General features: G+C 49.8%; 28 protein-coding genes. 24 read left to right on the top strand and 4 right to left on the bottom strand.

Annotation, left to right across the window (positions count from 1 at the left end; all coding sequences use genetic code 11):
• Positions 1–206 precede the first annotated feature (206 nt).
• The 3 genes from I8U18_RS12205 (at position 207) to I8U18_RS12195 (ending at position 2,744) form a co-directional block, all read left to right on the top strand.
• Positions 207–419, top strand: a complete 213-nt coding sequence (locus I8U18_RS12205; RefSeq protein ID WP_198059488.1) for a hypothetical protein — start codon at positions 207–209, stop codon at positions 417–419.
• Between the two features lie 271 nt (positions 420–690).
• A complete protein-coding gene (gene yfkAB / locus I8U18_RS12200; protein WP_033099531.1) occupies positions 691–1,821 on the top strand; it encodes a radical SAM/CxCxxxxC motif protein YfkAB in 1,131 nt (376 codons plus the stop codon).
• 260 nt (positions 1,822–2,081) lie between these two features.
• Positions 2,082–2,744, top strand: a complete 663-nt coding sequence (locus I8U18_RS12195) for a DUF975 family protein (protein WP_033099530.1) — start codon at positions 2,082–2,084, stop codon at positions 2,742–2,744.
• Between the two features lie 172 nt (positions 2,745–2,916).
• Here the strand turns inward: I8U18_RS12195 and I8U18_RS12190 are convergent, their stop codons facing one another.
• Complete coding sequence (locus I8U18_RS12190) at positions 2,917–3,471, bottom strand: GNAT family N-acetyltransferase (protein WP_198056084.1); 555 nt, start codon at positions 3,469–3,471, stop codon at positions 2,917–2,919.
• A gap of 267 nt (positions 3,472–3,738) precedes the next feature.
• Between I8U18_RS12190 and I8U18_RS12185 the strand changes: the two genes are divergently transcribed.
• From I8U18_RS12185 to I8U18_RS12100, 18 genes are all read left to right on the top strand, one after another.
• Entirely contained in the window at positions 3,739–3,990 is a 252-nt protein-coding gene (locus tag I8U18_RS12185) for a hypothetical protein (RefSeq protein WP_033099528.1), read from the top strand.
• Positions 3,991–4,198: 208 nt separating this feature from the next.
• Entirely contained in the window at positions 4,199–4,891 is a 693-nt protein-coding gene (locus I8U18_RS12180; RefSeq protein ID WP_198056083.1) for a DUF3891 family protein, read from the top strand.
• A gap of 210 nt (positions 4,892–5,101) precedes the next feature.
• Positions 5,102–5,488, top strand: a complete 387-nt coding sequence (locus tag I8U18_RS12175) for a VOC family protein (RefSeq protein ID WP_198064790.1) — start codon at positions 5,102–5,104, stop codon at positions 5,486–5,488.
• Positions 5,489–6,099: 611 nt separating this feature from the next.
• Positions 6,100–7,008, top strand: coding sequence for a hypothetical protein (locus tag I8U18_RS12170; protein WP_198064789.1), 909 nt, complete (start codon positions 6,100–6,102; stop codon positions 7,006–7,008).
• Positions 7,005–7,637, top strand: a complete 633-nt coding sequence (locus tag I8U18_RS12165; RefSeq protein WP_052153935.1) for a class D sortase — start codon at positions 7,005–7,007, stop codon at positions 7,635–7,637. The genes I8U18_RS12170 and I8U18_RS12165 overlap by 4 nt, the downstream gene beginning before the upstream one ends.
• 20 nt (positions 7,638–7,657) lie before the next feature.
• A complete protein-coding gene (locus I8U18_RS12160) occupies positions 7,658–8,569 on the top strand; it encodes a conjugal transfer protein (RefSeq protein ID WP_198064788.1) in 912 nt (303 codons plus the stop codon).
• Position 8,570: 1 nt separating this feature from the next.
• Positions 8,571–8,834 (top strand): hypothetical protein, encoded by a 264-nt coding sequence (locus tag I8U18_RS12155; protein WP_033099524.1) that lies wholly within the window; start codon positions 8,571–8,573, stop codon positions 8,832–8,834.
• Positions 8,831–9,226: a TcpE family conjugal transfer membrane protein gene (locus I8U18_RS12150; RefSeq protein WP_052153934.1), complete on the top strand. Its 396-nt coding sequence runs from the start codon at positions 8,831–8,833 to the stop codon at positions 9,224–9,226. The genes I8U18_RS12155 and I8U18_RS12150 overlap by 4 nt, the downstream gene beginning before the upstream one ends.
• On the top strand, positions 9,223–11,754 hold the full coding sequence (locus tag I8U18_RS18225; protein WP_198064787.1) for an ATP-binding protein: 2,532 nt from the start codon (positions 9,223–9,225) through the stop codon (positions 11,752–11,754). Before I8U18_RS12150 ends, I8U18_RS18225 begins: the two co-directional genes overlap by 4 nt.
• Before the next feature lie 42 nt (positions 11,755–11,796).
• The gene (locus tag I8U18_RS12140; RefSeq protein ID WP_198064786.1) at positions 11,797–13,275 is read left to right on the top strand and encodes a CD3337/EF1877 family mobilome membrane protein; all 1,479 of its coding nucleotides are present in this window, start codon (positions 11,797–11,799) and stop codon (positions 13,273–13,275) included.
• 43 nt (positions 13,276–13,318) lie between these two features.
• Positions 13,319–13,885: a hypothetical protein gene (locus I8U18_RS12135; RefSeq protein WP_198056079.1), complete on the top strand. Its 567-nt coding sequence runs from the start codon at positions 13,319–13,321 to the stop codon at positions 13,883–13,885.
• On the top strand, positions 13,869–14,996 hold the full coding sequence (locus I8U18_RS12130) for a peptidoglycan DD-metalloendopeptidase family protein (protein ID WP_052153933.1): 1,128 nt from the start codon (positions 13,869–13,871) through the stop codon (positions 14,994–14,996). The genes I8U18_RS12135 and I8U18_RS12130 overlap by 17 nt, the downstream gene beginning before the upstream one ends.
• 63 nt (positions 14,997–15,059) lie before the next feature.
• Positions 15,060–17,693, top strand: coding sequence for a helicase HerA domain-containing protein (locus I8U18_RS12125; RefSeq protein WP_198059484.1), 2,634 nt, complete (start codon positions 15,060–15,062; stop codon positions 17,691–17,693).
• 105 nt (positions 17,694–17,798) lie between these two features.
• The gene (locus I8U18_RS12120; RefSeq protein ID WP_033099520.1) at positions 17,799–18,098 is read left to right on the top strand and encodes a hypothetical protein; all 300 of its coding nucleotides are present in this window, start codon (positions 17,799–17,801) and stop codon (positions 18,096–18,098) included.
• A 151-nt stretch (positions 18,099–18,249) separates the two neighbouring features.
• Positions 18,250–19,386 (top strand): type III polyketide synthase, encoded by a 1,137-nt coding sequence (locus I8U18_RS12115; RefSeq protein ID WP_198064785.1) that lies wholly within the window; start codon positions 18,250–18,252, stop codon positions 19,384–19,386.
• The gene (locus I8U18_RS12110) at positions 19,383–19,919 is read left to right on the top strand and encodes an isoprenylcysteine carboxyl methyltransferase family protein (RefSeq protein WP_033099519.1); all 537 of its coding nucleotides are present in this window, start codon (positions 19,383–19,385) and stop codon (positions 19,917–19,919) included. Before I8U18_RS12115 ends, I8U18_RS12110 begins: the two co-directional genes overlap by 4 nt.
• A gap of 143 nt (positions 19,920–20,062) precedes the next feature.
• Positions 20,063–20,635, top strand: coding sequence for a S1 RNA-binding domain-containing protein (locus I8U18_RS12105; protein WP_052153932.1), 573 nt, complete (start codon positions 20,063–20,065; stop codon positions 20,633–20,635).
• A 28-nt stretch (positions 20,636–20,663) separates the two neighbouring features.
• The gene (locus I8U18_RS12100) at positions 20,664–20,882 is read left to right on the top strand and encodes a hypothetical protein (protein ID WP_033099518.1); all 219 of its coding nucleotides are present in this window, start codon (positions 20,664–20,666) and stop codon (positions 20,880–20,882) included.
• Positions 20,883–20,972: 90 nt separating this feature from the next.
• Here I8U18_RS12100 and I8U18_RS12095 read toward each other — a convergent pair whose 3' ends face one another.
• From I8U18_RS12095 to I8U18_RS12085, 3 genes are all read right to left on the bottom strand, one after another.
• Positions 20,973–21,344, bottom strand: coding sequence for a type II toxin-antitoxin system RelE/ParE family toxin (locus tag I8U18_RS12095; RefSeq protein WP_033099517.1), 372 nt, complete (start codon positions 21,342–21,344; stop codon positions 20,973–20,975).
• Positions 21,341–21,664, bottom strand: coding sequence for a hypothetical protein (locus I8U18_RS12090; protein ID WP_033099516.1), 324 nt, complete (start codon positions 21,662–21,664; stop codon positions 21,341–21,343). Before I8U18_RS12090 ends, I8U18_RS12095 begins: the two co-directional genes overlap by 4 nt.
• 139 nt (positions 21,665–21,803) lie before the next feature.
• On the bottom strand, positions 21,804–23,291 hold the full coding sequence (locus I8U18_RS12085; RefSeq protein WP_033099515.1) for an FAD-dependent thymidylate synthase: 1,488 nt from the start codon (positions 23,289–23,291) through the stop codon (positions 21,804–21,806).
• Positions 23,292–23,492: 201 nt separating this feature from the next.
• Between I8U18_RS12085 and pdxK the strand changes: the two genes are divergently transcribed.
• The 3 genes from pdxK (at position 23,493) to I8U18_RS12070 (ending at position 26,643) form a co-directional block, all read left to right on the top strand.
• The gene (pdxK, locus tag I8U18_RS12080; RefSeq protein WP_033099514.1) at positions 23,493–24,308 is read left to right on the top strand and encodes a pyridoxine/pyridoxal/pyridoxamine kinase; all 816 of its coding nucleotides are present in this window, start codon (positions 23,493–23,495) and stop codon (positions 24,306–24,308) included.
• Between the two features lie 390 nt (positions 24,309–24,698).
• Positions 24,699–25,700 (top strand): ABC transporter ATP-binding protein, encoded by a 1,002-nt coding sequence (locus I8U18_RS12075; protein ID WP_198056074.1) that lies wholly within the window; start codon positions 24,699–24,701, stop codon positions 25,698–25,700.
• Positions 25,678–26,643 carry an ABC transporter ATP-binding protein gene (locus I8U18_RS12070; protein WP_033099512.1) on the top strand — a complete coding sequence of 322 codons (966 nt, stop codon included), beginning with the start codon at positions 25,678–25,680 and terminating at the stop codon, positions 26,641–26,643. The genes I8U18_RS12075 and I8U18_RS12070 overlap by 23 nt, the downstream gene beginning before the upstream one ends.
• Positions 26,644–26,661: the final 18 nt, after the last annotated feature.

Here is a 26,661-nt window from a genome sequence, read left to right as displayed (position 1 = left end):
AGAAAAAAGTGTGGATGGCATAACCGATCAGTCCCCAGCAAGGAATACTCAAGAGAGAAGCATTGATTAAACCGACAAGTGCATTGTTCATCTGAATGACCTCCTGTGTGATTTTTTGATTTATGGCAATTCCGCTTGGAAATGATGATCCTTATCCAATCAAGAGACGAACTGCGAAATAAATGATTCCCCATACCGGAAGGCTCATGAGCGTTGCATTAAACAAACCGATTGAAGCGTTATTCATGGCTGTTTCCCTCCATCAATCTCTTGATGAGTTTATTATAGAATGGCTTTTTGCGTTTGTCCGCGATTTTACGCAATTGAAAACGAAATGTAATCTTGCGGTTACGTTAAGACGCTTTTTGAAACAAAAAAACATCCTGACAAATGAGGGCATTGCGCATCAAAAAGACTGATTTTCAAGGCTTGCAGTGGAGGTCACACCATCGTGCGCCTGTGCGGGCCCGGTAACATAAAACCGGGCTCTGAAATATTGTTGTAACATTGCCGGAAATATTGACGTTACTTCAGCGCTGGGCTATACTCTCACCCGTGCCTGTTTTTTGAAAAAATGCATGTCTTTTCGGTACAACCCAAAGGATGAAAATCCGGTAAACCCGGATGGATGAGTGCGCCCCGCCCCGACATGTGACGGCACTTTGACAGAAGAAAAAAGGAGAGCGTGAAATGCAACCAAATCAAAAAGGGATAAGACCGGTCACTCCGCAATATGATCCTTGGGATGCATGGATGACGAGAGCCGCGACAGGAAAGTACGAATTGACCAGTGTGGAATTTACGGTAACCAACCTTTGCAACTTGCGATGTGAGCATTGTGCGGTTGGAGAGACACTGGTGGAAAGGGAAGGACTGCCGATCAGCGTAGATCAGTTGATCCGTCGTCTTGATGAAGTGGAGACATTAAAAACATTAAGCATTACAGGGGGAGAGCCGATCTTAAATCCCCGTGTCGTAAAAGAAACGATTCGTCCGTTGCTTAAATATTGCCGGGAGAGGGGGATTTATACCCAGCTCAATTCCAACCTGACCTTGCCGTTAAGCCGGTACGAGGATTGGATCGAGGATTTGGATGTCTTACATATTTCCTATAACTACCGGGATGCGGAGGATTTTTACCGTATCGCTTTTCAGAAAGCAAAAAAAGACGTGGATTTTAAAACGGCGGAGACCCTGTTTAACCGGTTGAAAGAAAATGCGCGCCAATTGTCCGCACAAGGTGTTTTCATTTCAGCCGAGTCGCTGTTAAGCCCGTTTACTTCCCGCCATATCGTGAAGATGCATCAGGATATTGCGGAAATGGGCTGCAAGCGGCATGAAGTTCACCCCCTTTACCCGAGCGATTTTGCAAGGGGAATGGAGCTGCTGACACTGGATCAGTACCGGGAAACGGTGCACCGCCTGCTCGATGGACACCATCCGGAAGTATGGATCTTGTTTGGCACCCTTCCATTTTACCCGTGCAGCGACAAAGCGGAGGATCGCGAGCTGTGGCAAAGGCTTCATCGTGAGCCGAATGTGACGGTCAGACAGGATCCCGATGGACGCAACCGCCTGAATGTCAATGCGTTTACCGGAGATGTCATCGTGACGGATTTTGGGGATGTTCCCGCTCTGGGAAATATCAAAACAGACCGGCTGGACGATATTTTTCAGCAATGGCTGGAACATCCGCTGGCCAAGAAAACCCATTGTTTCTGCCTGAAAGCGAAATGTGCCGGCCCCAACCTGTTGGTCGCCCATGCTTATTATGCCGATTGGGATTTCAGCAAACGCCGTGCCAAAATTGAAATACAGTGAAGGGGAAGAGATCTGTTTTCAAGTTGCTGTCACATGACGGGGAGAGGGGCTCCTCCCCTGCTTTCCGTGATGTCGGTTTTGACTTTCTTCAGGCTGTGCCGGAAAGACATGAGTGTTTTTTGGGGAGTCAGACAAAATACGGGGAGTACACGTTTGCTCGCAACCTTTTTACCAAAATCGAAGTAAAAATATAAATATTTGAATATAATGTTCTGTATATTTATACTATTGAATATAAAACAAAAAAGGAAGTGAGATCGTTGAGCTATTCTTCTCTTCGTCAAGCCGCGCGAGATTCTTTGCGGGGGAAATGGGGCATCGCGGTCGGAGTTACAATTTTATATCTTATTTTAGTTAACGGTGTTCCGACCATTATTGATCTGTTTTTGAAGCCGAGTGATCCGCAGAACGAATTGGACGGGGTGTCGCTCCTTAACACACTGATTCAATTACTGTGGTGGATCTTTGTATATGCTCCGCTCATTATTGGATATGTCGTGTTTATCATGAAGTTGGTGCGCCGGCAAGAAGCAGAAACCGGGGATCTGTTTTCACGTTTTAAAGGGGAGTGGTATCTCCGGTCCATCGGTGTGGTTGTGTTGCAATCAATTTATATTGCATTATGGAGTATACTGTTGATCATTCCCGGGATTATCAAGTCCTATTCTTATTCCATGGCTTATTATATCCTGCTGGATCATCCCGAATATTCGGCATTCCAAGCGATTACGGAGAGCCGGAAGCTGATGAACGGCCACAAGTGGCAGCTGTTTGTGCTGCATCTCACGTTTATCGGCTGGTTCCTTTTGTCCTTCATTTCGCTGGGAATCGGGTTTTTCTGGTTAATTCCCTATTTCAATGCGGCACAGATGCAATTTTATTTGAAAATCAGCGGCCAGTCTACGGAAGCATCAATTCGCTGACAAAGAGAAACCCATCCGTCCGGTTTTCCTGGCGGATGGGTTTGTCGTGCGATTGTCGCCTGCCCGTGAGTCTTTAAATTGCGTTTCTTGATCTTATTGCCCGCGTGACGGCGACACGGGACGCAGGCGTCTGCGGGGGTTTTCCGGATCGGTACGGGGTGAATCCGTTCGGTCAAATCGAGGGCATCGGCCACTCTTCCGAGGTGATGGAATAAATTTCGTGGTCCTCCCATTTGCCGTTGATGCAAAGATAACGTTTCGAGAGGCCTTCATAACGGAATCCCGCTTTTTCGACCACGCGTTTGGAGGGGAGATTGCGCGGCATAATGGCGGCTTGGACACGGTGCAACCCGGCCGTCGCAAAAGCGTATTGAACCGCTAATTTGACTGCCTCGGTCATATATCCCTTTCCTTGCATCCGTTCATCCATAAAATATCCGATTGTGCAGTTTTGCCAGGCCCCGCGCACGACATTGCTCAGGTTGACCCGGCCGATGAGGGAATGGTTTTCCAGCAAAAAAATGCCGAAGGGATATCCCTGATCTGATTTCCATTGCCGGATCGCCTGCTCGATGGCGGAATGTTGTCCGGCGGCAGTGAAGTAGGATTCCGGCCGGATCGGTTCAAAGGGTTGAAGAAAGGAGCGGTTTCGCTGCACCAATTCCAGCATCGGTTGTACATCGTCCAGCGTCAATGGGCGAATGCGGATTTTTTCTCCGTTTAACATATCTCCCTCCGTTGCTTTTGTATTTCTCTGCGAGCAAAACATAATAACCCTTTATTTGGAACTTTGTCAACAGGCTGCTTTTTATTAATATTGTTTTTTCTGTGAGTAAAAATTCGGTGGTGTGAAAATGGAACCCGGATTCCGGACCGTTTGACAATGGGTTATGGAAATGGGTGATCCAAACAGAATATAATGAACTTAGGACGTTTATTCTTTTTACTGTGTGTGGTTGTTGACAGCAAGGTTGTAGTCATCGGAGGAGTGCATATGGATCTGTTTCAAAAATTTGTCCGGGAAAACGTGGACGGGCCGGAGCAATCGAAATCGGAACGCATTCTTTTGGTGCCGCGTCCGTTGGAAAAAGAGTTTGAGCACTTTTGCCGCAAACGCAATCTCAGTTTTAATGAAGGGTTGATCATGCTGATTGAAACAGCGCTCAACCAGGAGAAGAAGCCAAAGCAACCGGAAGAGGAGGCTGTACAGCCGAATCCGCAAATGTTTATGAACGATGCTTTGTAACCTTCGTTGTAAAGAAGCCGGAACCCGTCTGTATCCGGCTTCTTTCCGTGTGAGTGCATCGCTGGACAGGGCCGTGGGGGGCTTCCTTCGCATTTTGTTTTCTGAATTGAGATACGATTGGAACCGCTTTCCTACGCAATCATGTCCGCTTTTGCCATCCATGATTTCGCGTTTTTTCACCCGGTCTAGCACGAAAAGGAGGGACAGCATGATCGTCAGGAAGAAGGAAAACGGGTTTGTCTTGATCAAACAGCACGATCACAGTTTAGTCTCAGGGGAATTTGCTGCGCATGTAAAGCAGGAGATCGAACCGCGGGAAACAACCCTCTATGCCATCTCCCATCATGATATCGGATGGAGGGAATTGGATCAATCAGTGTTGTGGAATGATGATGCGGATGCTCCCTATTCATTTGATCAGTATCCGATGTTGCCGAAAGTGAAAGCCTACAGCGAAGGAATTTCCAAGGTAGAATCGTTCTCACCCTATGCCGGATTTTTATGCAGCAAACATTTTGCTTCGTTTTTTCAAGATGCCAAAGATCCGGTCGGACAGCAATTTCGACAGCAGGAACTGACCCGGCAACATCGTTTGCGAAAAGGTTTTACCGGGACGGAAGAAAGAAACAGCGACGCCAACTTCCGATTGTTGCAGTTCTGTGATGATCTGTCGCTCTTCCTCTGTTTGAACGATCCGGGGACCAATGAGCATCCTTGGTACAGAAACGGGATTCGCTATGGGGGAACAACATATCAATGGGTGTGGGAAGGGGAAGAGCAGCTTCGCTTGGCTCCTCAGTTCTTCAGTTCTTCCTTTGACATTGAGCTTCCGTATCAAGTGGTGGACAAGAACCGGGATATCATCGGGCGGGGAACGTATCGCTTTCGCATATCCGTTTGAACATTGGACGGGCTGGTTGACTTTTTTTCCGGGGCAGACCAGCCCGATTCGCTTTTGAGAAACATTTTGCTTCTTCGCCCGAAGGCCGCTGCAAAAAAGCCAGTCCCCATCTGCTTGCAAAAGACAATGAATCTTCCGTGTATTGTGAGTTTTGCTTGCGGCCGTTAAGGGAAATTTTTCAAAGAAAAAAGGAACAGGTGAGAATGACCGATGAAAATTACAGGATTTAATCATTTGACAATACGGGTGAACGATTTGCGGCAAAGCCTTCCCTTTTACCTCGATGTTTTGGGAATGAAGCTGGTTCATCGCGGGCGGAGCGATGTTTATCTGGAGTGGGGAGAGGCATGGATCTGCTTGATAGAGACGAAGCAGCGGCGGAGACAAGAGGGAACGGGAATCGACCATGTCGCTTTTACGATTGCGGAGGAGAATTTTTCCGAAGCCGTTTCCCGATTAAAGCAGCATGGAGTGCCCTTTGTCAGGGAACCTGTGTTTCGCGGAGGGGGATGGTCTGTCCAATTTACTGATCCGGATGGGACAGTGTTGGAATTATTTACGGGGACTTTGGAGAAGCGGATGAAAAATTGGCGATAATCGCATAAAAAAAGTATGTTGGCTGCCCTGATCACGGTCGGTCAGGGAGATGAATAATTATTAATTTTTTTGTATAAAAATTAATTGTGGGAGGGACGGTTTGAAGACATCGGTAATATGTTTGACTGGGAGACGGATTTCCGGCCGGTTTGCTTTCCGCTTAAAATTCACGGAGTGAAAGATTGTTTTTGCTGATATCCTCGGCAAAAGGAGGGAGATGTCCATTCGGGCAATGGGAATTTTTAAAATTTTAAAAGCAAAAAGTCGCCTTCTCTGCCGTTTAAAGATTCATCTTTATAGTGGAAATGTTGCTTCTTATACAGAGGAATAAAAATATATTCGTGCCGGTTTAAATAGTCGATAAAAAAAATATATCAGGAAATTTTACAAAATTGTGTTGAAAAAAGTACGATTTGTGTAATATTATAGGGAAAAGAAATGGATATTGTACATGATCTTTCCAATTGAGGCGGACCACTTTTTTCCATTGGAAGGCGGAAAATCGGACTGACAGCGTGTTCTCCTGTTGCCGGCTTTTTTGCAATGAATAATTATAAATGGAATTGCTTGTCGGCGGATTGCACCGCCTTACCCTTAAGGAGGGGGATAAAGTGAAAGATCCCAAACAAATATTGGATTCCTGGCGTACTGATATAAAGTCGCATAACCTCTTTTCCAATTTGCTCATGCAATTCGATTTGGAGTATCCCAATTCGGGCAAAAATCGTAAAAAACCGGTTCCCAAGCGGCATCTCAACCGGACGGTGGCGACTCTTTCCCTTTGCCTGGTCACTGGTTTGACCGTTGGCGCGGGTTCAGCCTTTGCGGAAAGCGAGTGGGGCAAGGATACACCGCCGCTTGACCAGCCGGCTTCTAAGGTGGGCGTCCAAGCTCAGCCTCCCCGGGCGGAGGATCGTTCAGTGGAGCAGATCATTCAGGACCGGCCGACCGAAAACGGCACAGGAAAGGATTTTCAGCAATTAAAGCCCGATGTGCCCGTTCAGGAGAAGCAGACTGAGCGGAGAAGCCTGAATAATGCGAACTCTGTGCTTGATCGGCCATCCGAATCCAGGGAGGATCAGTCCCGGGAAACCCAAACAAAACAACCGGATCACCAGCTTCAATCAGGTCAGCATCAGGAATTGCCTCCGAAGTCAAATACATCACCCCATGCGACTGACCAATCCAAAGAGGCATTATCCAAGGCGGCCAAGCACAGCCAGACCCATCATTATGTTCCGCCTGTGAGGACGGTTCAGGGACATGAACAGTCTGAAGGTTCCAAATACAGTGCTTCCCGATCCGAGATGCAGTATGCTTCAGGAGCAACCCATTCTCCAGATGTCACGGCGAATTCCAAACAGCCTTCAGAGAAACTCGCAGCGGAGCCCAAAACAGTAAACGGCGGTGCTCTTCCGAAAACAGCCAGCGGTGATTTAAATGGTGTAGTGTTCGGTGGTGCAGCTGCTCTGTTGGGGTCCGCTTATACCATGTTCAGAGGCAGGAAGGATCAAGCTTGAAATGGGATCGGTGGCTGGCTTGTCTCCTGGTTACGCTCGGTTCCGCCTATGCCGGTTATTCGGGTATCCAGTATTATGAAAAAATCAGAGCGGTTCAACATGTTTCCGCTGATCCGGCAGCGCTGGCAGGCGACCGCAAAACAGCGGATGCGACACAGAAAGCGGCAACGGATGGAGGACACGACCGGGTTGTCGTTCCGTACAGGGAACGTCCAAAGACCGGCCAACATTTTGCTGATTTGATCGTACCAAAATTAAAGGCGAAAATGCCCGTTATTGAAGGAACCGACGAAGATGAGCTTGCTGTCGGAGTCGGGCATTATGCGGGAAGTGTGCTTCCGGGTGAACCGGATAACTGCGTTTTATCCGGTCACCGCGATACAGTTTTCCGGCATGTCGGGGAGTTGAAACAGGGTGACGAGTTGCAGGTCGTTACTTCGCAAGGAACATTTGTCTATGAGATTACCAGGACATGGGTGACGGACCCTGACGATCGGTCGGTGATCGTTCCACTTGGAAGGGCTGTTCTCACATTGACCACATGTTACCCATTTTCATATATAGGGCCGGCTCCAAAGCGGTATATTATCCAGGCACAGCTGAAGGAGAAAATAACGATTCCGCAATGACGGTACAAGGAGGATGAACAATGGAACGGCCGATAATTCGTCGAAAGGTGCTCCGGTTTCTGTTTTGGGCTTTGCTTCTTTACACGGCGCTGAGCACCACCGTTGTCTGGGCGATTCAGTTTGGGTTTATTGCTGTGCCGCCCAGGGCAGCCGTCGTCGCCGGTCCGGCGAAAAACACAAGTTCCGCTGCTCCCTCATTGAGCGAGGTCGCTTTCAGCGAGCAGTTTGCCAGAGAGTATTTGCTCTGGACACACGGAAAGGAGGAGTCCCGGGCCGAAAGGCTCAAGCTGTTTTGGAAGCCCAACCTGAATGTACAGGGAGGATTGGACTTTTCAAAGGCCGGCTGGGATTCCTATGCACGAAATGTCGATGTCTGGTCAATCAAAGACCGGCCGGATCAGTCGGGAATCAAAGATGTCACCATCTATGCAGAAACCATTTTGACCAATGTCAACAACCCGAAAGAGGAAAAGCGGGTGGATCGCTATCTTGTGGTGCCGATTAAAAAAGCGGGCGATTCATACATTGTTGTCGATATCCCGCACTTTATCGCACCTCCGGTCGCGACTGTACAAGATCAGAGCGGGGATGAACCCGATCAGGATCAAGGGGAGATGGTAAATGATTCTACGCGGAGACAAGTGGAAACATTCATGAAATCTTTCTGGAAAGTATATACAACCGGTGAACCAAATGAAATTGCCTATTTTCGCAAAGATGGACAGCCGGCCTCCGGCTTGACCGGGATCATGGGATTTGTCGACTTGAAGAATTTGGCTGTCTACCGCAAGGACGACACTTATCATGCCGAATGCGATGTCACATTGCAGGATCTGGCCTCGGGGGCGCAGCTAAATTATCATTATGATTTTGATCTCGTACAGGTAGGCGACCGTTGGTATGTATCAAGAATGGGACAAGGAGAGGTTTAGTGTGATGAAATCCTATCTGCTGTGGCTGATGGTTGCGGGTCCGGGTGAGAAACTGGAGCAATCGCTGGGAGGAGAAATCGGTTCGCTGTTTTTGCTGGCGGTGATCTTTATCAGTTTGACCCTGTTTTGGAAGCGGGCCTTTACGGCTTTTATCGGATTTGCCCTGTTCGCGATGCTGGTGAGTGTCTTTATTTTCCAACCTCAACTCATTACACATCTGGGTTCCGACGGATTTCGCTGGTTGTTTGAGGCTTATCTGAAATGAAGCAGATCCGCGTCTACAATAAGGTCTTTCGCATTGAGAAAACAGTCTACTCCATTCAGGGGGTTCACCTGCCGCTGCCCGTTTCTTACCGGCAGATGGCCTTCTTCGTCGGAACCTTGATGGTGATGGTGGTCTTGAATAAATTTCCGCCCCTGTCATGGGTGGATTACTTCCTGATCAAGTTTATCGGGATTCCGGCGCTCGTCGCCTGGTTTTTTACGCGAAAGACGCTGGACGGCAAGGCGCCGCACCGCTTTCTCATGCGCGTGATCGAGCATTTTTTCAGTCCGCATCATTTTGCGCGTTACCAAGAAATCGCACGGCCCAAAAATCATGTTTACGTTTATGAAGGAGAAGTTACATATCGGAAATCCGGGGGGGATACCCAGTGACGCGCGTTCCGTTTCCGGTCAAATACTTTGAACGAAATCTGGTGTTTGGCAGTGATGAGTCGGTTTACGCTTATTATGAATTGCAACCGTTTAATTACGATTATCGGTCAACCGACGATAAGCTGAGCCTCCATGCGAATTTGGAGGCTTTTTATTGGAACATTCTCGCTGATACGCACGCTTTGGTCGTACCGGAATTCCAAAGCCTGGAGGAGCATGAGGAAGCGATGGTCGGCCGCTTGAACGGGAACGATGCACTCCGCGAGGCGGGCGTTCATCAGATCCGCGCGGTGATTGAGCATCTGAGGGGAAAAGAAGTGCACCAACACCGCTTTTTTATCGGTGTGAAGCTAAAAGAGGCGAGCGTGCAGGGATTATCCTTTTTTAACGAACTCGCTTACCTTTTGAAAGATTTTAAGCGATTCCTGCTTAATCAGTCAGGAACCGACTCACCTGAGATTTATGAAGAAGAGATTCAGGCTTATATGGTGCAGGAAGAGTTGATTTTCTCCCGCATCAATGGATTTTTGCGGGTTCGCCGGGTGACTCCGGCCGATTTGGAATGGTTGATTCGCCGCGGGTTTTACCGGGGGATTGGTGAGACGCCGCGGCGGCACAACTGGAAACCGCAGGCGATTCCGGTCACGGTAAAAGGCAAAAAAGCGCGCCGGCCGTCCCGGGATATCCTCACCCTGGCGGAAGGGAGATTCAATGATTCGCACGGCCGGCAGCTGATTGTAGAACAGCATGTGGGCGGCAAAGTGAAGAAGGGCTATATGGCTTTTTTAACGTTGTCCCATATTCCCGACAAAGCACCCTTTCCCGGACTGGAATGGCTTTACTGCCTGCAACGCCTCTCTTTTCCGGTCGAGGCTTCGGTGCGGACGGAAACGATTGAGTACAGCAAAGCCCTGACACAGGTGTTGAACAAGAAGAAGGAATTAAAAGCGGAAGATGAACATGCCTTGGAAAGCGGAGTGGAAACTTCTTACCATATTTTGCACAGCCGCCAGGAAGCGAACGAACTGGAAAGCAATTTGCGCACGGATAAATTTCCGCTGATCACAACCTCCATCGTTTTGTGTGTATCCGCGTCAACCGAGGAAGAACTCCATTTGCGCATTCAACTGGTGAAAGATTTGTACAGCGACATGCTGATCCAGGTGGAGGTTCCGTTCGGTGATCAGTGGCGGGCTTTTAATGAATTTCTGCCTGGAGCGAAACGGTACATCACGGATTATATCCATTACATGGATCCTGCGGCGGTGGCGGCCAGCATGATCGGAGCCACCCGCCAGCTGGGGGACGGGCAAGGCCATTTTATCGGGATGTCGCAAAATCTTCCCGTTTTCTTCCAACATGACCGGGGACCAAAAGATAAAAAATTGAGTTCAACGGCATCTGCGGCATTTATCGGGTCGCTGGGGGCAGGGAAATCTTTGGGGGCCAATCTGCTCGCCTATCAAGCGCTTTTAAACGGGGCTAAGGTGTTAATCTTCGACCCGAAAGACGAACGGGCGCATTGGCCTGATTTTTTGCCGGAACTAAGGGAGATCACGAGCATCGTCACTTTGCGCGCCACTCTTGAAGATCGCGGGAAATTGGATCCGTTGATGGGAGCGGCCAGCACTGCGGACCGGTTGGCGGCAGCGGAAACGGCGAAACGGATTCTGCAATTTTTGGCGCGGGCGGCTGATGGAACATATGAAGCGATTGTGATCGGAAAAGCGGTGGATCAAGTGGCCAAGGAGGATCGCCCTTCGATGATGCGGGTGATCGACCGGTTGCGTGAAGGGCTCAAATCGGCGCCGGAGAAACGGCAGGACAGCCTGGAAGAGATCGTTGATGTCTTGAGCTATCTCGCCACTTCCGGACAGGGGCAGCTGTTGTTTGGGGATGGAACGCAAAGGGCGATCGATTTGTCGATGCCGCTGACCATTTTGCAGGTGGAGGATCTGAAGCTGCCGGAAGAGAGCCAGACCGATTTCGGCCGGATGGGGATCGCGTTGTTAATGGCGATTTCCGACTTTTCGCGTCGTTTTTCCAATCAATCTTCTGATGAGTTTAAGCTGGTACTGTTTGATGAATCCTGGCGCTTGGCAAAAGTTCGCGAGGGCCGGGCGATTCTGGAGGAGCTGGTTCGTACCGGCAGAAGCAAAAATGCCGCCATTTACTTAATCAGCCAAAACGCAAAAGATATGTTGGGCGAAGAGATTCGTTCCAATCTGGGATGCCGGTTCGTCTTCCGGTGCCGGGATTTGAAAGAGGCGGAGGCGGCCTGCCAAATTCTCGGAATTGAACCCAATGAGGGAAACATCGAAACCATCAGGAATCTGCCTACGGGTACGTGTCTGATGTCGGATTTGGAAAAGAGAGTGAATGAATTGGAAATCCGCGTTCTGGAGGAAAGGCTTTTCATCGCATTTGATACCCGCCCTGGTTCGCGCGCAGAGAAAAATGCGGATCTGGTATCTCTGCCAACCCAGGAACGGAAGAATGGAATGCTGCCTGCCCGTTCGTTCCAGTGAGGAGGGCTTATCAACGAGAATGAAAAAGAAGGGGAACGGTTCATGAATCTTAGGAAAAGAAAGTGGGGGGCCGTCATCGCCCTGGTTTTGGCCATGGCGATGACCGTGAACGCAGGGGTTGTCTTTGCTGCCGACAGCACGTCCCAATCGTCGGACGGATATAGCCTGATCAGTGACCTGCTGACCATTTTTCCGCAGGATGAGATCAAAAAGGCGCGGGCCCAAGGGTATGACGTGAAGTTTGCCAAGTATTTTCCGAGTCAATATAAATTGGAAATTTACACCGAAGATGCTTCGTTTCTGGATATTGATAAGAATGTATCAAATGGCGCCTATACCTTGATGAATGAAGTGAATAACTTTATCTGGCAGGCGCTCCTGTCGTGGAACTTTACCGTGATTTTGGTTGTGGAAAACGCTTTTTCCCTGAATGTGGTGGATCAGTTTGCCACTGCGGTGCAAAAAGCGGTGCAGCAGTTGGCCGGCTTTACGGGCACGGGCTATGGAAGCCAAGGGTTGATGGGGAATTTTCTGCTGTTGATGATCATTCTCGCCGGTGCGTACATCGCCTACAAAGGCATGATCAAAAAGAAGACGACCGAAGCGCTCAACGGGATGTTGACCACGATTGCCGTATTGATTCTGGGTCTTGTCTTCTTTGCCAACGCCGGAGGAGTGATGCGGTATTTTAACGATATCAGCAGCGGTTTGAGCCAGGAGGTGATGGGAGTCGGGCTTGATTTTCAAAGCGAGCTGTCCGGCAACCAGGTTACCTACCCGGCCGATGTCTCGTCAATGGTGATCGCCGACAAATTGTATAACATGATGGTTTATGAACCTTACATCATGTTGCAATATGCCAAAACATCAAGCGACCAGCAGATGACCCCGGAACGCGTCAACAAGATTTTGGCCCACCAGCCGGGAAGCGAGGCGCGAAAGCAGGCGGTAATGCAGGAGGCCAAGGGAGATCCGACGGCAGGGATCAAACCAAATCCCATGGTGACCACTGATGGGGTATTTCAGCGGTTAACTTTGCTCCTGCTGTTGTGCGTCGCCCACTTTATCCTGGGATTGCTTTTTTTCATCATTGCCGGCGCGATGATTGTGTATCAGTTTATGTTTGTTCTCACTGCCTTATTTGCGCCGTTTGCCTTTTTGATGGCCCTGTACCCCGCCTGGTCCAGCGTGGCTGTCAACTGGTTTAAAAGATTTGTCGGATATCAGTTGATCAAGCTGATTATCGGGATTTTTTTCAGCATGTTGCTCACTATTTCGCAATTCCTCTATCAGATGAGTCCGCCGCAAAAGGTCGGATATGTCTGGACGATCGCGATGCAATTGATTTTGGTTGTCGGCGTCATCTGGAAGCGGAATGAACTGTTCAGCATCATGAAAGTCCCGGTGGGTAAGGTAGAAAACTTTACGGGTGAGCTGAATATCAAGATGCCGATGGATTATGTCAATAAATATACAACGAACTTAAGGTCTAAAGTGGGCAAAATCAAATTCCGAAGATAAAAGGCGATCGAACCGGATGGGATTGTGAAAGGAGTGCCGGCAAATGTTTCAGACGGATTTGCCCAGCCACCGCCGCCGTCTCCTCGTTTTTGTGCTGGTTGTGTTTCTCGTGGTTGGTTTTGCCGTGCGCTTTGTATTGGTGAAGCTGGGCTGGACAGACCAGCCCCGGCCGACTGCAACGGAACCAAGTGCACCTTCGGCAGAACCGTCGGAACCGGCGGCAGTCTCCTCACTGCCCCCGGAGGAGCTCAGTGCCGTGACTGAAACAGCCAATCGCTTTATCCGAGCTTACACGACGATCGATTTCAGTGACCGGTCCAAGTGGCTGCACGCTTTGGATGGATTGACCGGAAAGGAATTTTATCAGTATTTGCAGGAAGAGGCGACAGCCCGTCCTGCCGATGGTTTGACAGCGACTTCCTTTGGCAAGATTGAACGCCTGCAATGCAGCGGAAGCGGATTGACGGCTTCCTGCATCGGCGCAGTGGTTGTACAGGAACAGAAGGGGCAACAATTCACGCCTGTCGAAAGGGTGTATCAACTGTCACTCGCCAAAGAGGGTGAGCATTGGGTGGTGGAGGAGGCGGAAGTACGTGGAGACTTCGACTGAATCCGCTGTGCTGACCGAACGGATCTACGGGGCTGTTCATGACCGGATTTCTTCCAGGGTCAAGTGGGTGATCCTGAGCGCGGCGGCCGTTTTCGCGGTTATGTTCTTTTTCGCTGTCGCCGTGTTTGGCACGATTTTCACGAGTTTGTTCATCAGCCAAAACAGAGCTTCATCCGCTGATCCTTATGCGCAGTGGGAAGTGTCGCAGGGGTTCCCGCAGGCAGCCAAAAAATATTTGCCGATATACCAGGCGGCAGGCAAAAAGTACGGTGTCCCCTGGCAAATTTTAGCAGCAATTCACAAGGTGGAGACGGATTTTGGCCGGAATCTCAGCACAAGTCCGGTTGGGGCCAGAGGACAAATGCAGTTTATGGATAAAACCTGGCTGGGTTGGCGCTATCCAGGCGGAAGCAAATTGGGGGATTTGCCCGACTCCGTCAACCTGACCGATCCGCGCCTGATCCAAAAGTATGGCGGATACGGTGTGGATGCCAATGGTGATGGAAAAGCCGATCCCTATAATCCTGAGGATGCGATTTATGCGACGGCCAAATACCTGGCTGCCAATCATCAGCCTGGAGAAGACTGGTTTGCGCGCGGAGGTGCGGTTTGGCAGTACAATCACGATTATGAAAATTATGTATTGAAAGTGAAAAGTTATGCCGAACAGTTTGCCCATCCGGTGGTGACCGGGGCAGGATCCGGCTTGGCGACCGGGCAATTGGCCTGGCCGGTGTCTGGAGGGCGGATCACCTCGACATTTGGAACCCGGTTTGATCCAGTCAAAAAGGTGGTTCAGCTGCATAAAGGAATCGATATCGGAGCGCCGCTGGGAACACCGATCTTGGCAAGTGACGGAGGAGTGGTCATTGAATCGAGGGTGTCCAGCGGTTACGGCTGGATTATCGTAATCGATCACGGAAATGGTTGGCAGACTCTTTATGCCCATATGTATCCCGAGCATGTGAAAGTGCAGGTCGGGCAGAAAGTGGGTAAAGGGCAAGTGATTGCCGAGGTTGGTTCAAACGGATGGAGTACCGGGCCGCATTTGCATTTTGAAGTGCATAAAAACGGACAGTTGATTGATCCGCAACTGCTTTTGAGACGATAAAAGGGATGAGACACAGAGAGGGAGAATTTTCCTGTATCATTTATTAGGAAAGGCGGGGTTTTGTTGTTCCCTTGGAATAATGTTCCAAAAGGCGGAGACGATATCTTCAGCAAAATAGCCAAATGGTTTTTTTATCTTCTCGTCGGTTTTGCGGTGTTCATCGGTGTCTTGTATCTGTGGAAGTTATTGGCGAACCTCTTCCATGAACAGAACCATGCAGAGCGAGCGACATCAGCGATCGGAAATTTGTTTTCATGGTTGGGAACGGCTCTTTTGGCATTGCTTCCGATTTTGCTCATCCTGGCGATTCTGGGTCTGCTGGCCCTTTTTGGCAGCCAGCTGTTTACACGGTCCCATTACCGCAAACGGGCTGAAAAAGGGGTGAAGTATCTCCGCATTTTGCCGGCGGACGATACGCAGTTGGATCTGGACAAAATCTCCGAGCTGACACGGACGTTTGGCGGGATGATCCGCCCGATCCGCATGCGCCTGAAGTACGGACGGCCTTGGTTTCGCCTTCGCTTTGCCATTCCGCCGGACAGCAACGAAATCGGCATTTACATGGCGTATCCGATTGACAAGGAAAACAGCGTGAAGGATACCCTGCGCAGCGTCTATCCATCGGCCGAACTGCACGATATCACGTATGACCAATTTCCGCAGCCGCAAAAAGGCGGATCAGGCGGGCATTTCATCTTTCAACTCGGAAGGAGCAAAGGATTGCCCCTGGCCTCTTTGCAGCAAACCAAACAAAGTCAGCTGGGCAGTATTTTAAACTGTTTGCGCCCCGGTTCGTATCTGGATTTGCAGTTTGCTCCGGTCAGCTGGAAAGAGTTGGAGGAACGTTCGGAAGATGCAGTGGACAGTCTGAAAAACAAGAGGATGAAGGATATGGATCCGGAAGAGCGGATGCGGCGGGTCAGTCTGATGCAGCGGTTGACCGGTCGGGAATTGACATTCCATGTTCGCCTGTCCTTGTGGTCGAACAGCAAAAACGCGGTGTCGGTCATCCGTTCAACCGCCGAATCGGTGGAAACGGCAATGAAATACGACGGATCGATTCGCTTTATCCGCCATGACTGGTGGAATCCGCTTTCCGATGCCAATCTGATTCCCATCCCTTTTCCCTTTACGATCATGACGTGGACATGTGATGAAATCGCCAACTTATTCCATCTGCCGCCGGCCAATCACTATATTTACCAGGAACCCAAGGAAGAAGGACCAGATGCGCGCGGTTTTATTGTTCACCTTCAAGCAAACCAGCGTTCCCTGAAAGCCGATGAATTGAATGAAGGCGTGCTGATCGGGAAGGTTCATCACCCGCTGGAAAAACGGGAATTGCGCGTTTCGTATGATCAATTGAGTAAACACTTCATCCTGACGGGGGCAAGCGGGATGGGGAAATCCAGTCTGGCAGTCGAGATGATTCAATCGATTTTGGATGAATGGTTTGAAGATCCGGAGCAGAATCCGGGTTTTACCATTATCGACCCGGCGCGGGAGATCATTCCCATCATTGAAAACCGCTTGCGGATCGCTGAGCGGTTCGGTGTCAAAATCCCCCGTGAGAAAATCCATCATTTTAATTTGTCTCATGACACCACTCATGTTCCTGCACTCAATCTGTTTCACAGGGTAAAGAATCTGCCCACGAACCAGATCGCCCAACAGATCGCCACCGTTCTGGTAACACGGGAAGAGGATGAAGAAGCCTTGATGCGTACCAAGCGTTTGATGGGCATGGCCGTTCAAAGTTTGCTGGAAGATAACCAAACCCACACGATTCTCGGAGTGGACGATCTGTTTCGAAATCGAGACTTTCGGAGAAAAGTGGTCGGAAATGTGCAAGATCCCTATGTAAAAAGGTTTTGGGTAAACGTCGATGAAAATGAGCTGAAAAAAGAAGCGGAACCCGTTTTGGACCGGGTGGAGCGGATCTTGCAAAACCCGACGCTGCGCCGTTTGTTCTGCCAGAAAGAAATGAGTCTGGATATTCGGAAATATATGGAAGAGGGACATATCGTTCTTGTTGACATGTATGGACTGAAAGATTTTGATCTGCGGGTAACAGCCGGTCACTTGCTCAATCAGTATTATCAGGTGGCACGAACGAGGCCGACCGGGTCCAAGTTTCACCTGATGCTGATCGATGAAGCCCATATGGTGCAGATTCCTCTGATTACTGAAATTTTGATGGAAGACCGCAAGTATTCATTTGGCATCGGTTTAATCACCCGCGAGATCGACCAGTTTGAAGATGAACAACTGATGCAGGCGATTCGCTCCAATATCGGCATGGTGCTCAGCTGCGGCCAGACGGAAGGTTCCGACGAAGTGGAAAGCCTGACCCGCAAACATGTCAAAGCGTCGTTCGTGGAGCGATTGCCCGTACGGCATGCGGCTGTTTACATTCGTACGAAACGCAGGCAGCGGAGCGATGTCACAACCTGCGTTGTCTCCAATGAACCTCCTTATGTTTATCGGATTGACGGCAAGAAAGCCGATCATCGCACGCGGGAGAAAGATGAGGCGATGAATTGGGGGCTGGAATGGGGACTGGAAATCATGCAGGCTTCGGATGAAGTCCGTCCTATCGAGAGCGTGGACAGGGAGATCTATGACTATATGAACGAAAATCTCAACTTTGACAACTTAAGGGACGAGCGGGATGACCGCTCGCAAACTGCCAACTAGGATTTTTCTTTGATCAGCCGGCCTGAGACAGGAACCTGGCTATTTACACTTTGCCTGGCACAGGCCGGTTTGTCTCTATTTTACTTAGAAAGGGAGAGGAGCCGATTGTTTCATGTTTTTAGAAATATATTAGGTCTACTTAAAGACTTGTTTCATATAATTGAGATCATATTTTTGGCCTTTGTGTTTTTTGATTTGATCAATTCTCTTTCATTGGGAATAATCGTCTTGTTGATTTTGTTAATTGCCGCTTTCTTTTTTCATAATATTAGTAAAGCAGTGGCATGGGGGATTGTCGGCTTTTTAATTATCCCTGGCGGGGTTTTACTGAAATTGGTGATGGCTGTGTTGTTTGGCGGTGTTCGGTATCTGATCGGACATGGCTTTCGCTTTTTTAAAAAATAGTTGGCCGGTGGCTGTTATGATCGCAAAAGGCATCCGGACGGGATTTGATCCGGGTGCCTTTTTTTGATTTTTAAAAGCAAAACGATTGACTGCATAATTAGCAGAGGAAGGAAAAAAATAACATTAAAGACGGAGTTGAAGGTGACACGAAATGCCCAGATTGATTGCGATTGGGACGGCGGTTCCCGAGTATGAAGTGAAACAGGAAGAGGTACGCGCCTTTGCCAAAAAGTTGTTTGGTCCGTCCTTCCAGAATATTGACCGGTTTTTAACTGTATTTGAAAATGCCGCAATCGATCGGCGAAAGTTTTGCAAACCGCGGGAATGGTTTGAGCGCAACCATTCCTTTGCCGAAAAGAACCAAGCTTATGTGGAATCGGCCATCGCTCTGGGAGAGAAGGCCATCCGCTCCTGTCTGGACAAGGCCGGGATCGGACCGGAACAGATTGATCATCTGTTTTTTGTGTCGACGACCGGGATGTCCACACCCAGCATTGATGCTCATTTAATCAACCGCCTGCAAATGTCCGGCTCCATGAAGCGAACGCCCATCTGGGGATTGGGATGTGCCGGCGGTGTAGCCGGTTTGGCACGTGCGTATGAATATACCAAGGCGTTTCCGGAGGCAAATGTTCTTTTGCTCGCTGTGGAGTGCTGTGGTTTAACATTCCGGAACCGGGATCAGTCCAAAAGCAATTTGATCGCCACCTCGCTTTTTGCCGATGGAGCGGCAGCAGTGCTGGTGGCCGGTGATCAGGCCGCAGGTTGCTTTTCCGAAGCCGGGCCGGAGATTTTGGACAGTCAGAGCATGATGTGGCCCCATTCCCTTGACGTAATGGGGTGGGATGTGGAGGATGACGGATTAAAGGTTGTGTTTTCCCGGGATATCCCTGCATTGGTGCGGGCAAGGGTGCGTCCGGTCGTCGATGCTTTTTTGCTGCGCCATGAGCTTGATTTGAGCAATATCGGCACCTTTATCATGCATCCGGGCGGCAGGAAAGTGTTGGAGGCGTATACAGAAGCGTTTCATACAGAAAAAGAGAAGCTGAAAATGTCTTATGAAGTTTTACGGGATTATGGGAATATGTCATCCGCCACCGTGCTGTTTGTCCTGGAAAAAACGGTGACGCAAGGAGGGTGGACGGGAACGAACGGATTGATGGCAGCGATGGGGCCGGGCTTCAGCCTGGAGATGGTGTTGCTGAAATGGGAACCGAACCTGCCGAACCTGTCCATTTCCGGACGATTGGTTGCAGAGAATGAAAAGATGAAGGAAGAGGTTAAATGAAGTTGGACGGATCCCTGTTACTGCTGATTATTTTGCTCGGACAACGATGTTGGGAACTGCGGTTGTCCCGGAGAAATGCCCGTTTGCTCCGGGAAAGGGGGGCGGTGGAAATGGCGGGAAGCCATTATCCGCTCATTGTGCTGATGCATCTGCTCTTTTTTGCCGGAATTCTGGTGGAGCATTTTTATCTTGGGAGCAGAGCGCCGCAATGGTGGCCGATCCCTTTTTTCTGCCTGGTGCTGGTACAGGGACTGCGCTTCTGGAGCATTTGCTCGTTGGGAACGTTTTGGAATACGCGCATCTTTGTCATTCCGGGAAGCCGCCCGCTAACAACCGGTCCTTACCGCTGGATGCGGCATCCCAACTATGTGGTGGTAATGCTCGAATTCATTTTGATCCCCATTTTGTTCGGTGCGTATGCCACCATGGTTTGGGCTTCGCTTCTTAATGCTTTTATTCTGTTTCACATTCGCATTCCTGCAGAGGAAAAAGCGTGGAAAACACTGGGAGGTCAATCTTTGAGCAGGGGGTGACCCTTATGGCCGGACCGGCAAGGGAATGGAAAGAGACCGGCAGAAGCTGCTTGTCACTTTTTTGATGGATGGAAAAGAAACATTGCCAATGAAAGCACTTTCAGGTTACAATCATAATCAACTCACCAAAGGAGGGGGCAGACATGGCCAAGCCATATGATTTGGATGAACGCATTTCAGAATATATAAAAAAATCTTCGCCGTCGAAACTGGTGCCGCAATATCAAGTCGGCAGTAAAGTAAAGGTGAGGATCACCCGCCTTGTTGATTTTGGTGCCTTTGTTGTTACGATGGACCCTTTTGCCTTGTCGGGATTAATCCATAACCGCCATATCCCCAAAGAGCAGGAATTGCATGTTGGACAGGTAATCGAGGCAAAGGTAAAGGAAGTGAAGGAAGATAATAAGATTGAATTTCGCCTGGATGAAAATCTGACGGTTCATGAAGCTTTTGCTGACCTTGAAGTCCTTAAGGAGAAGCTGCCCGACCATAGCTCGAAGGTGAAGCCGCCTGATGAGACAAAGGAAATTATTCATTTCCTGTCCAAGGAATTCGGCATTATCTCCGATGAATCAAAAAAGAAAGTAGAAGAAATGGTTAATGAGGTGGGGGTGTTCCGGTTTACATTGTCGATGATGAAAATATTGCCGGTTTTTAAGCGGGATTTGGTTTATCATTTTCTTAAAGAAGTGGAACAAGTGAGGGATTCTCTTTAACAAACGAAAGATCGAATTTTCCCGTCATATGCGCGAGCGTTTGGCCCAGCGTTTGGGAAAGGATTGGAGCGGGAGGGAGATCGAACAAGTCATTCGGGACAGCCGTGTGCTCTTGGAAACCAAAACGCATCTCTATCTTTATCACGAAGGGTTGGATCTGAGATTTCCCTGTGTCAAGGATGGTGAGACTTGGGTTGTGAAATCGGTCATCGTTCAGGGCATGGGGATGGAAGCGCAAGAAGAATAAGCAAAGAGACAAAATCCGCCTGACAGGGCTCCTGCCGGAGTGTTTTCAGGCGGATTTTATGCTTTTTGATTTGCTTCCGTCCGCATTTTGTCATTCCCCCCAATCAATCAGATTCCGTTTTCGGGCGCGTTGGTAGACATCGTGTGGATTTTGCGGCCGTTGGGCGAGGCGTAAGCCGACTGCGAGAAAATAAATCGTGTTTTCTTCGGGATTGAAGCGGTAGATCAAGCGAAGATCGGGGCGCTGTTTTCTGCGGGGGCGGGCGACGGAAAAAAATTTTTTCTTGTAATATCCGGTTAAGGGTGCATATTTAAGCGGCGCAGCTTTGAAGGGATGACGGATGACCTGGTCGATGGCGCGGTCGATCTGTTGCAGGCATTCATTAAAACGCTTTTTGTTCATCATGGATGCCAACAAGGAAAGGTCTTCGGAAAAAAGGGGATGATATACCTCTTTAATCATGTAGAAGATCCTTTCTCCATTGAACGTAAGAATTCCATTCTCGGCGTATGATTCGGTTTCTCCAGCCAATTTTCTTTCGGCAGTTGCAAGCGTTCGCTCAGGTTATGGGCCAGTTGGATATCCTCCTGCATTTCTTCCAGTTCCTCCAGACGGTCCACCAGCTGTTCATAGGTATCAATATCAAGAATGACGGCTTTGAGCTCATTATTATGGGTGAGGCCGAGTTTCTTGAAGGAGCGGAGCATTTCGTTGAACAATTTATTCTTGTTGATCGCCTGAAGGTCGTTGGCTGATATAAATGCTTCAAATAATTTTGACATGGAGGGAAGGCCTCCTCTCTGTTCTCATTACTTATATTATAGCGTTTGGCAGGGAAAAGAGGCAAAGCGGAAGGAAAAAATCTGTTTTCAACATTCGTCTTATAAAGGGAAGGGGGTGCCTCTCTGCACCCGTCTTCCCTCAGGCGGAAGGCATCCGCCGTTGTGCATACTTGGCGAGAATCGGTTGGTTTGCCTTCAGTTCTTTCAGAAGCTGTTCAAAGGTCGCCCGGATATCCCATTGTGCTTCCGGAGAGGTGCGCAAATTGATCAGATGGTACAATTCCCACAGGCTGACTGTCGCAAAGATTTGCCGGTGATGGCTGTTTGTAACCAGATAGGGAGCCGCTTCCGGACAGACAGAAGCGATCGCGTTGAATCCTTCTTCCACTTCTTCGAGCAGGGCTTGGAACATTTCGCTGAGACCGGCTTCGGACACATGAGGGGGAATGGTCCGGCCCAAACGGATCGTGGGCTCGCCGAAGCTGAAATGGGTGCGGCGGTTGTGGCGCAGCAATTGATGCCAGTTGGCTTCGGAAACGACCATTTCCATTTGGTAGGTGAGATGGTCAAATTCGCCGATCGGATTGTCGAAAAAGCGCAGGTGAACGAGGGCCTCTTCGGCGATCTGTTCCAGTTCAGCCGATGTGTACCTGTTTGCGCGGGCGCTCGCTTCTTCATACGAGAGCGGACTCTGGCTGATGAGGAGCGCAGTCGCCAGTTTGCGCAACGCGTCTTCGTAGGCCGGCATCGAAATGAAACGGGCATGGGGACCACTGACCGGATGCCGGGGGAGCTTGCTTTGCGCAAAACGCAATTGGAGTGCTTCCCTGGTTTTCAGCAGATATTCGTTCGGTTTTACGTATTTGAGCAGGGTGGGGATCACCTGGCTGATCTCTCTCTCCATTGCCCGCGCCAATTGACGCGATTCAGCATGAGGGCTGGATAATAGCCGAACCAGCGTATCGCGGAGAGCGCGTCCGTTTCCAGTCAGCCCCAGGTTGGTCAGGGTGGCTAACGTCAACACATAACGGGCATCTTCAAATGCGATTTTTTCAATGCGGGAGCGATAGGCCCGCTCGGATTCATGTTCTGACCGCGGAAATTTTTGCGGCAGGAACTGCATCAGACCGTGCATCAGTTTTTCATAGGTGTCATATGCTTTTTCGTTGATGGAGATGAAACGCGCTTCGAGATCGGGATGGGCCCTGAGCTCTTGCGGGATATAAAAATCGCCTCGTTTGGGACGCTGATAGCGCTGGCTGTATTCGGTAAAGCTGTTAAACGAGTTGGCCAGTTCCAGTTCGGCCGAAGCAAGGCGGCTGATTTTTTCGATTCCGATATGGGCGACAGCGTGTTCCGCCACACTCGAATGCCCGTAGCCAACCACCCATTTTTCGTGGAAACGGGCGGCTTTTTCAGAATAAGTGCCCGCAAGTCCGCCTGCATTTACGCCGACCGCCAATTCGTCGTCGGCCAGCAGTTTGGCCAAATTTTCCCGGAAGCTGGCCGGGCTCCGGCTGACATAAGCAAAAATGACGGCGATCACTTCTTCCGGCAGGTTGTAGATGGCATAAACGTTTTGATCCAAATTTGAGACATAACGTGAAAGATCGATTTTGTCGCTCATTTTTATCCCTCCATCGTCCATGCCTTTCATTCTATCACGCCCATCAGGATTGGGGAATCGCCAATCGCGGCCGGAACCGGAGGAGGATGGATTTCCCATAGCGGGGAAATGCATGGTTTACGTTGACGGAATCATCGATTATGATGGGGTTAAATGATAATAGACAAACATGAGGTTACAGCATGGAAAGGGCGGATTTTGATGACTAAGCCAGTGAAAGCATTAACCATTGCCGGTTCGGACAGCAGTGGCGGAGCAGGCATTCAGGCCGACTTGAAAACATTTCAGGAACGCGGGGTCTATGGCATGACTGCGCTGACCACGATTGTGGCAATGGATCCTGACCAGGATTGGAACCATCAGGTATTTCCCGTTCCGATCCCGACCCTGAAAGCTCAGTTGAAAACGATATTGCAGGGAATCGGGGTGGATGCGCTGAAGACGGGGATGCTCGGATCGGTTGAAATCATTGAGATTGCCGCAGAGGTGATCGCATCGCAAAATATTCCGGCCGTCGTCGACCCGGTGATGGTCTGCAAGGGAACCGATGAGGTGCTTCACCCTGAATTGGCGGATGCATTAAGGGAAATTCTCGTTCCCAAGGCGACTGTTGCCACTCCCAACCTGTTTGAAGCCGGACAGCTCAGCGGACTGGGGGCGCTGAACACGGTGGAGGATATGAAAGCCGCCGCGCAAAAGATCTATGAGTCGGGGGCGAAATATGTCCTGGTAAAGGGCGGCGGCAAATTGCAGCATGAGAAGGCCGTCGACGTATTTTACGACGGGGAGACGTTTGAAGTCCTGGAGAGCGAACGCATCGAGACCACTTATACACATGGGGCGGGGTGCACTTATTCGGCCGCAATTACGGCAGAACTGGCCAAGGGCAAATCGGTCAGGGAGGCAGTGTTCACGGCCAAAGCATTCATTACGGAGGCAATTCGCCATGGTTTCCCGCTGAACCGGTTTGTGGGCCCTGTTTTGCATATGGCGCACCGGTTGCACCAAGGAAAATAACATCCCGAGCCGGCACCGATTCTCCGATGATCTGGGGATCGGTGCTTTATGTTTTGCCCGGGTGAAATGACTGTGATCATTCGCGGACTTTCCGGGAAAGCCGTCAAGGATCGAAAACGGTACGGTTTTGAAGATTAGCACCCGCCATTTTCACAGCTTAAGGGAAGAGCAAAAAAATGATGCCGGGGGAAGCTCGTCCAGTTATGTTTAACAAATGATGGCTGGCGACGGTTGGCAGCCGCTGGCTTTATGACGCGGGTAAATAAACTATTTTCCTACAGAAGGTTTTTTTGATTTGTAGATAGAATATAATTAATTGACATTATTTTTATACATTATAAAAAATGATTAATAGATAAATGGTTCAAACTATAATCCGAGGTGATCTCTTTGGCCCAACCTGTTTTGGAAATTAAGCACCTGAAGTTGCATTTTTTTACGGATAAAGGCGTGGTCAGGGCGGTGGACGGGCTGGATCTTACCGTGCAAAAAGGCGAGATTGTCGGCTTGGTTGGAGAATCGGGATGTGGAAAAAGTGTAACCTCACTGGCGATTATGGGGTTAGTGCCAAAGCCCCCGGGCAAAATTGTTGATGGTTCCATTATTTTTGCGGGGCAAGATTTGACTAAGTTAAACAATAAACAGATGCGTCAACTTCGCGGCAAAGAGATCGCCATGATTTTTCAGGAACCGATGACCTCGCTCAACCCGCTGTTTACAATCGGGAACCAACTCATCGAAGCCATTCGCACCCATGAGAAGATCTCCAAAAAAGCCGCCAGGGAGAGGGCGCTGGACATCCTGAAAAAAGTGGGCATTGCCCGCGAAGGGGTATTGGATGAGTATCCGCACCAGCTGTCCGGGGGAATGCGCCAGCGGGTGATGATCGCCATGGCCATGGTGCTGCGCCCGCGCCTGCTGATTGCCGATGAACCGACGACCGCGCTCGATGTGACCATTCAAGCGCAAATTTTGGATTTGATGAAATCCTTGAATGAGGAATTCGGCACCTCGGTTTTGTTGATCACCCATGATTTGGGAGTCGTGGCGGAAATGTGCGACCGCATTATCGTGATGTATGCGGGGCAGGTGGCGGAAGAAGCAGACCAGAGGCGCCTGTTTAAAAATCCCGCTCATCCCTATACACAAGGCCTGTTAAAGTCGATTCCCAAACTGGACGAGCAAAAGAAGCGGCTATACGCCATCCCCGGGCAAGTCCCCAGTCCGTTCAATTTGCCCGCCGGTTGCCGCTTTGCCCCGAGATGTGAATTTGCAATGGAGATCTGCCGCAAAGAGGAACCTGAAATCGTGAAAGTGGATGAAAAGCATTTCAGCCGCTGTTTCTTGAATCAAAAGGAGGCAATCGATCATGGCGCTCATGAGCGTTCGTAACCTGAAGAAAACATTTCCGATCCGCGGCGGCATTTTCGGCAAAAAGATTGGAGAAATAAAGGCCGTTGACGATGTCAGTTTCACTGTGGAAAAAGGGGAGACACTCGGGCTGGTGGGGGAGAGCGGTTGCGGCAAATCCACCACCGGACGGACGATACTCCGACTGTATGAGCCGACGGCGGGCGAGGTTGAATTTGAAGGAAAGTCGATCTTGCAATACTCTCCGGAAGAGATGCGAAAAGCGCGGCGGGAAATGCAGATGGTGTTTCAGGATCCGTTTGCTTCTCTGAATCCGAGGCAGAGAATTGGGAAGATTTTGGAAGAACCGCTTATCGTTCATGGACTGGGAGGAGCGAAGGAACGAAAAGAACAAGTGGAGGAACTGCTGAAGGTGGTCGGGCTGGACAAGTTTCACATGAACCGTTACCCACATCAGTTCAGCGGCGGCCAGCGGCAGCGGATCGGCATTGCCCGCGCGCTTTCCACCAAGCCGAAACTGATCGTTGCCGATGAACCGGTATCGGCATTGGATGTGTCGATTCAGTCGCAAGTGCTTAATTTGATGATGGATTTGCAGGAGCAATTTGAACTTACCTATATCTTTATCGCTCATGATTTGAGCGTGGTGAAACATATCAGCACCCGGGTCGGCGTGATGTATCTGGGACGGATGGTGGAACTGGCCGGACGGGACGAGTTGTATCGCAATCCGCTTCATCCTTACACCCAGGCCTTGATGTCCGCCGTGCCGATTCCCGATCCGGATGCCGGGAAGGAGCGAATCATCCTGTCCGGCGACGTGCCCAGCCCGGCCAATCCGCCGCTCGGTTGCGCGTTTCATCCGCGCTGCCCCTACGCCATGGATGTCTGCAAAGAAGTCCGTCCGGAGATGAAAGATGCAGGCGGCGGCCATCAGGTTGCCTGCCATCTGCTTGATCAATAGTTTGAAAAGGAGGTGAGT

It is taken from the genome of Thermoactinomyces sp. CICC 10522 (assembly GCF_016055075.1).
GTDB lineage: Bacteria > Bacillota > Bacilli > Thermoactinomycetales > Thermoactinomycetaceae > Thermoactinomyces_A > Thermoactinomyces_A daqus.
Note: the sequence above shows the minus strand (reverse complement) of the source record. Positions and strands in the feature narration are given on the sequence as shown.

Excerpts from the sequence above, each read along its gene's own strand:
- I8U18_RS12115 (WP_198064785.1), top strand. The coding sequence starts at position 18,250 with ATGCCCAGATTGATTGCGATTGGGACGGCGGTTCCCGAGTATGAAGTG.
- I8U18_RS12085 (WP_033099515.1), bottom strand. The coding sequence starts at position 23,291 with ATGAGCGACAAAATCGATCTTTCACGTTATGTCTCAAATTTGGATCAA.
- I8U18_RS12105 (WP_052153932.1), top strand. The coding sequence starts at position 20,063 with ATGGCCAAGCCATATGATTTGGATGAACGCATTTCAGAATATATAAAA.
- I8U18_RS12160 (WP_198064788.1), top strand. The coding sequence starts at position 7,658 with ATGGAACGGCCGATAATTCGTCGAAAGGTGCTCCGGTTTCTGTTTTGG.
- I8U18_RS12110 (WP_033099519.1), top strand. The coding sequence starts at position 19,383 with ATGAAGTTGGACGGATCCCTGTTACTGCTGATTATTTTGCTCGGACAA.
- I8U18_RS12190 (WP_198056084.1), bottom strand. The coding sequence starts at position 3,471 with ATGTTAAACGGAGAAAAAATCCGCATTCGCCCATTGACGCTGGACGAT.
- I8U18_RS12175 (WP_198064790.1), top strand. The coding sequence starts at position 5,102 with ATGAAAATTACAGGATTTAATCATTTGACAATACGGGTGAACGATTTG.
- I8U18_RS12070 (WP_033099512.1), top strand. The coding sequence starts at position 25,678 with ATGGCGCTCATGAGCGTTCGTAACCTGAAGAAAACATTTCCGATCCGC.
- I8U18_RS12180 (WP_198056083.1), top strand. The coding sequence starts at position 4,199 with ATGATCGTCAGGAAGAAGGAAAACGGGTTTGTCTTGATCAAACAGCAC.
- I8U18_RS12135 (WP_198056079.1), top strand. The coding sequence starts at position 13,319 with ATGTTTCAGACGGATTTGCCCAGCCACCGCCGCCGTCTCCTCGTTTTT.
- pdxK (WP_033099514.1), top strand. The coding sequence starts at position 23,493 with ATGACTAAGCCAGTGAAAGCATTAACCATTGCCGGTTCGGACAGCAGT.
- I8U18_RS12205 (WP_198059488.1), top strand. The coding sequence starts at position 207 with ATGAGCGTTGCATTAAACAAACCGATTGAAGCGTTATTCATGGCTGTT.
- I8U18_RS12150 (WP_052153934.1), top strand. The coding sequence starts at position 8,831 with ATGAAGCAGATCCGCGTCTACAATAAGGTCTTTCGCATTGAGAAAACA.
- I8U18_RS12185 (WP_033099528.1), top strand. The coding sequence starts at position 3,739 with ATGGATCTGTTTCAAAAATTTGTCCGGGAAAACGTGGACGGGCCGGAG.
- I8U18_RS12090 (WP_033099516.1), bottom strand. The coding sequence starts at position 21,664 with ATGTCAAAATTATTTGAAGCATTTATATCAGCCAACGACCTTCAGGCG.
- yfkAB (WP_033099531.1), top strand. The coding sequence starts at position 691 with ATGCAACCAAATCAAAAAGGGATAAGACCGGTCACTCCGCAATATGAT.
- I8U18_RS12140 (WP_198064786.1), top strand. The coding sequence starts at position 11,797 with ATGAATCTTAGGAAAAGAAAGTGGGGGGCCGTCATCGCCCTGGTTTTG.
- I8U18_RS12100 (WP_033099518.1), top strand. The coding sequence starts at position 20,664 with ATGCGCGAGCGTTTGGCCCAGCGTTTGGGAAAGGATTGGAGCGGGAGG.
- I8U18_RS12095 (WP_033099517.1), bottom strand. The coding sequence starts at position 21,344 with ATGATTAAAGAGGTATATCATCCCCTTTTTTCCGAAGACCTTTCCTTG.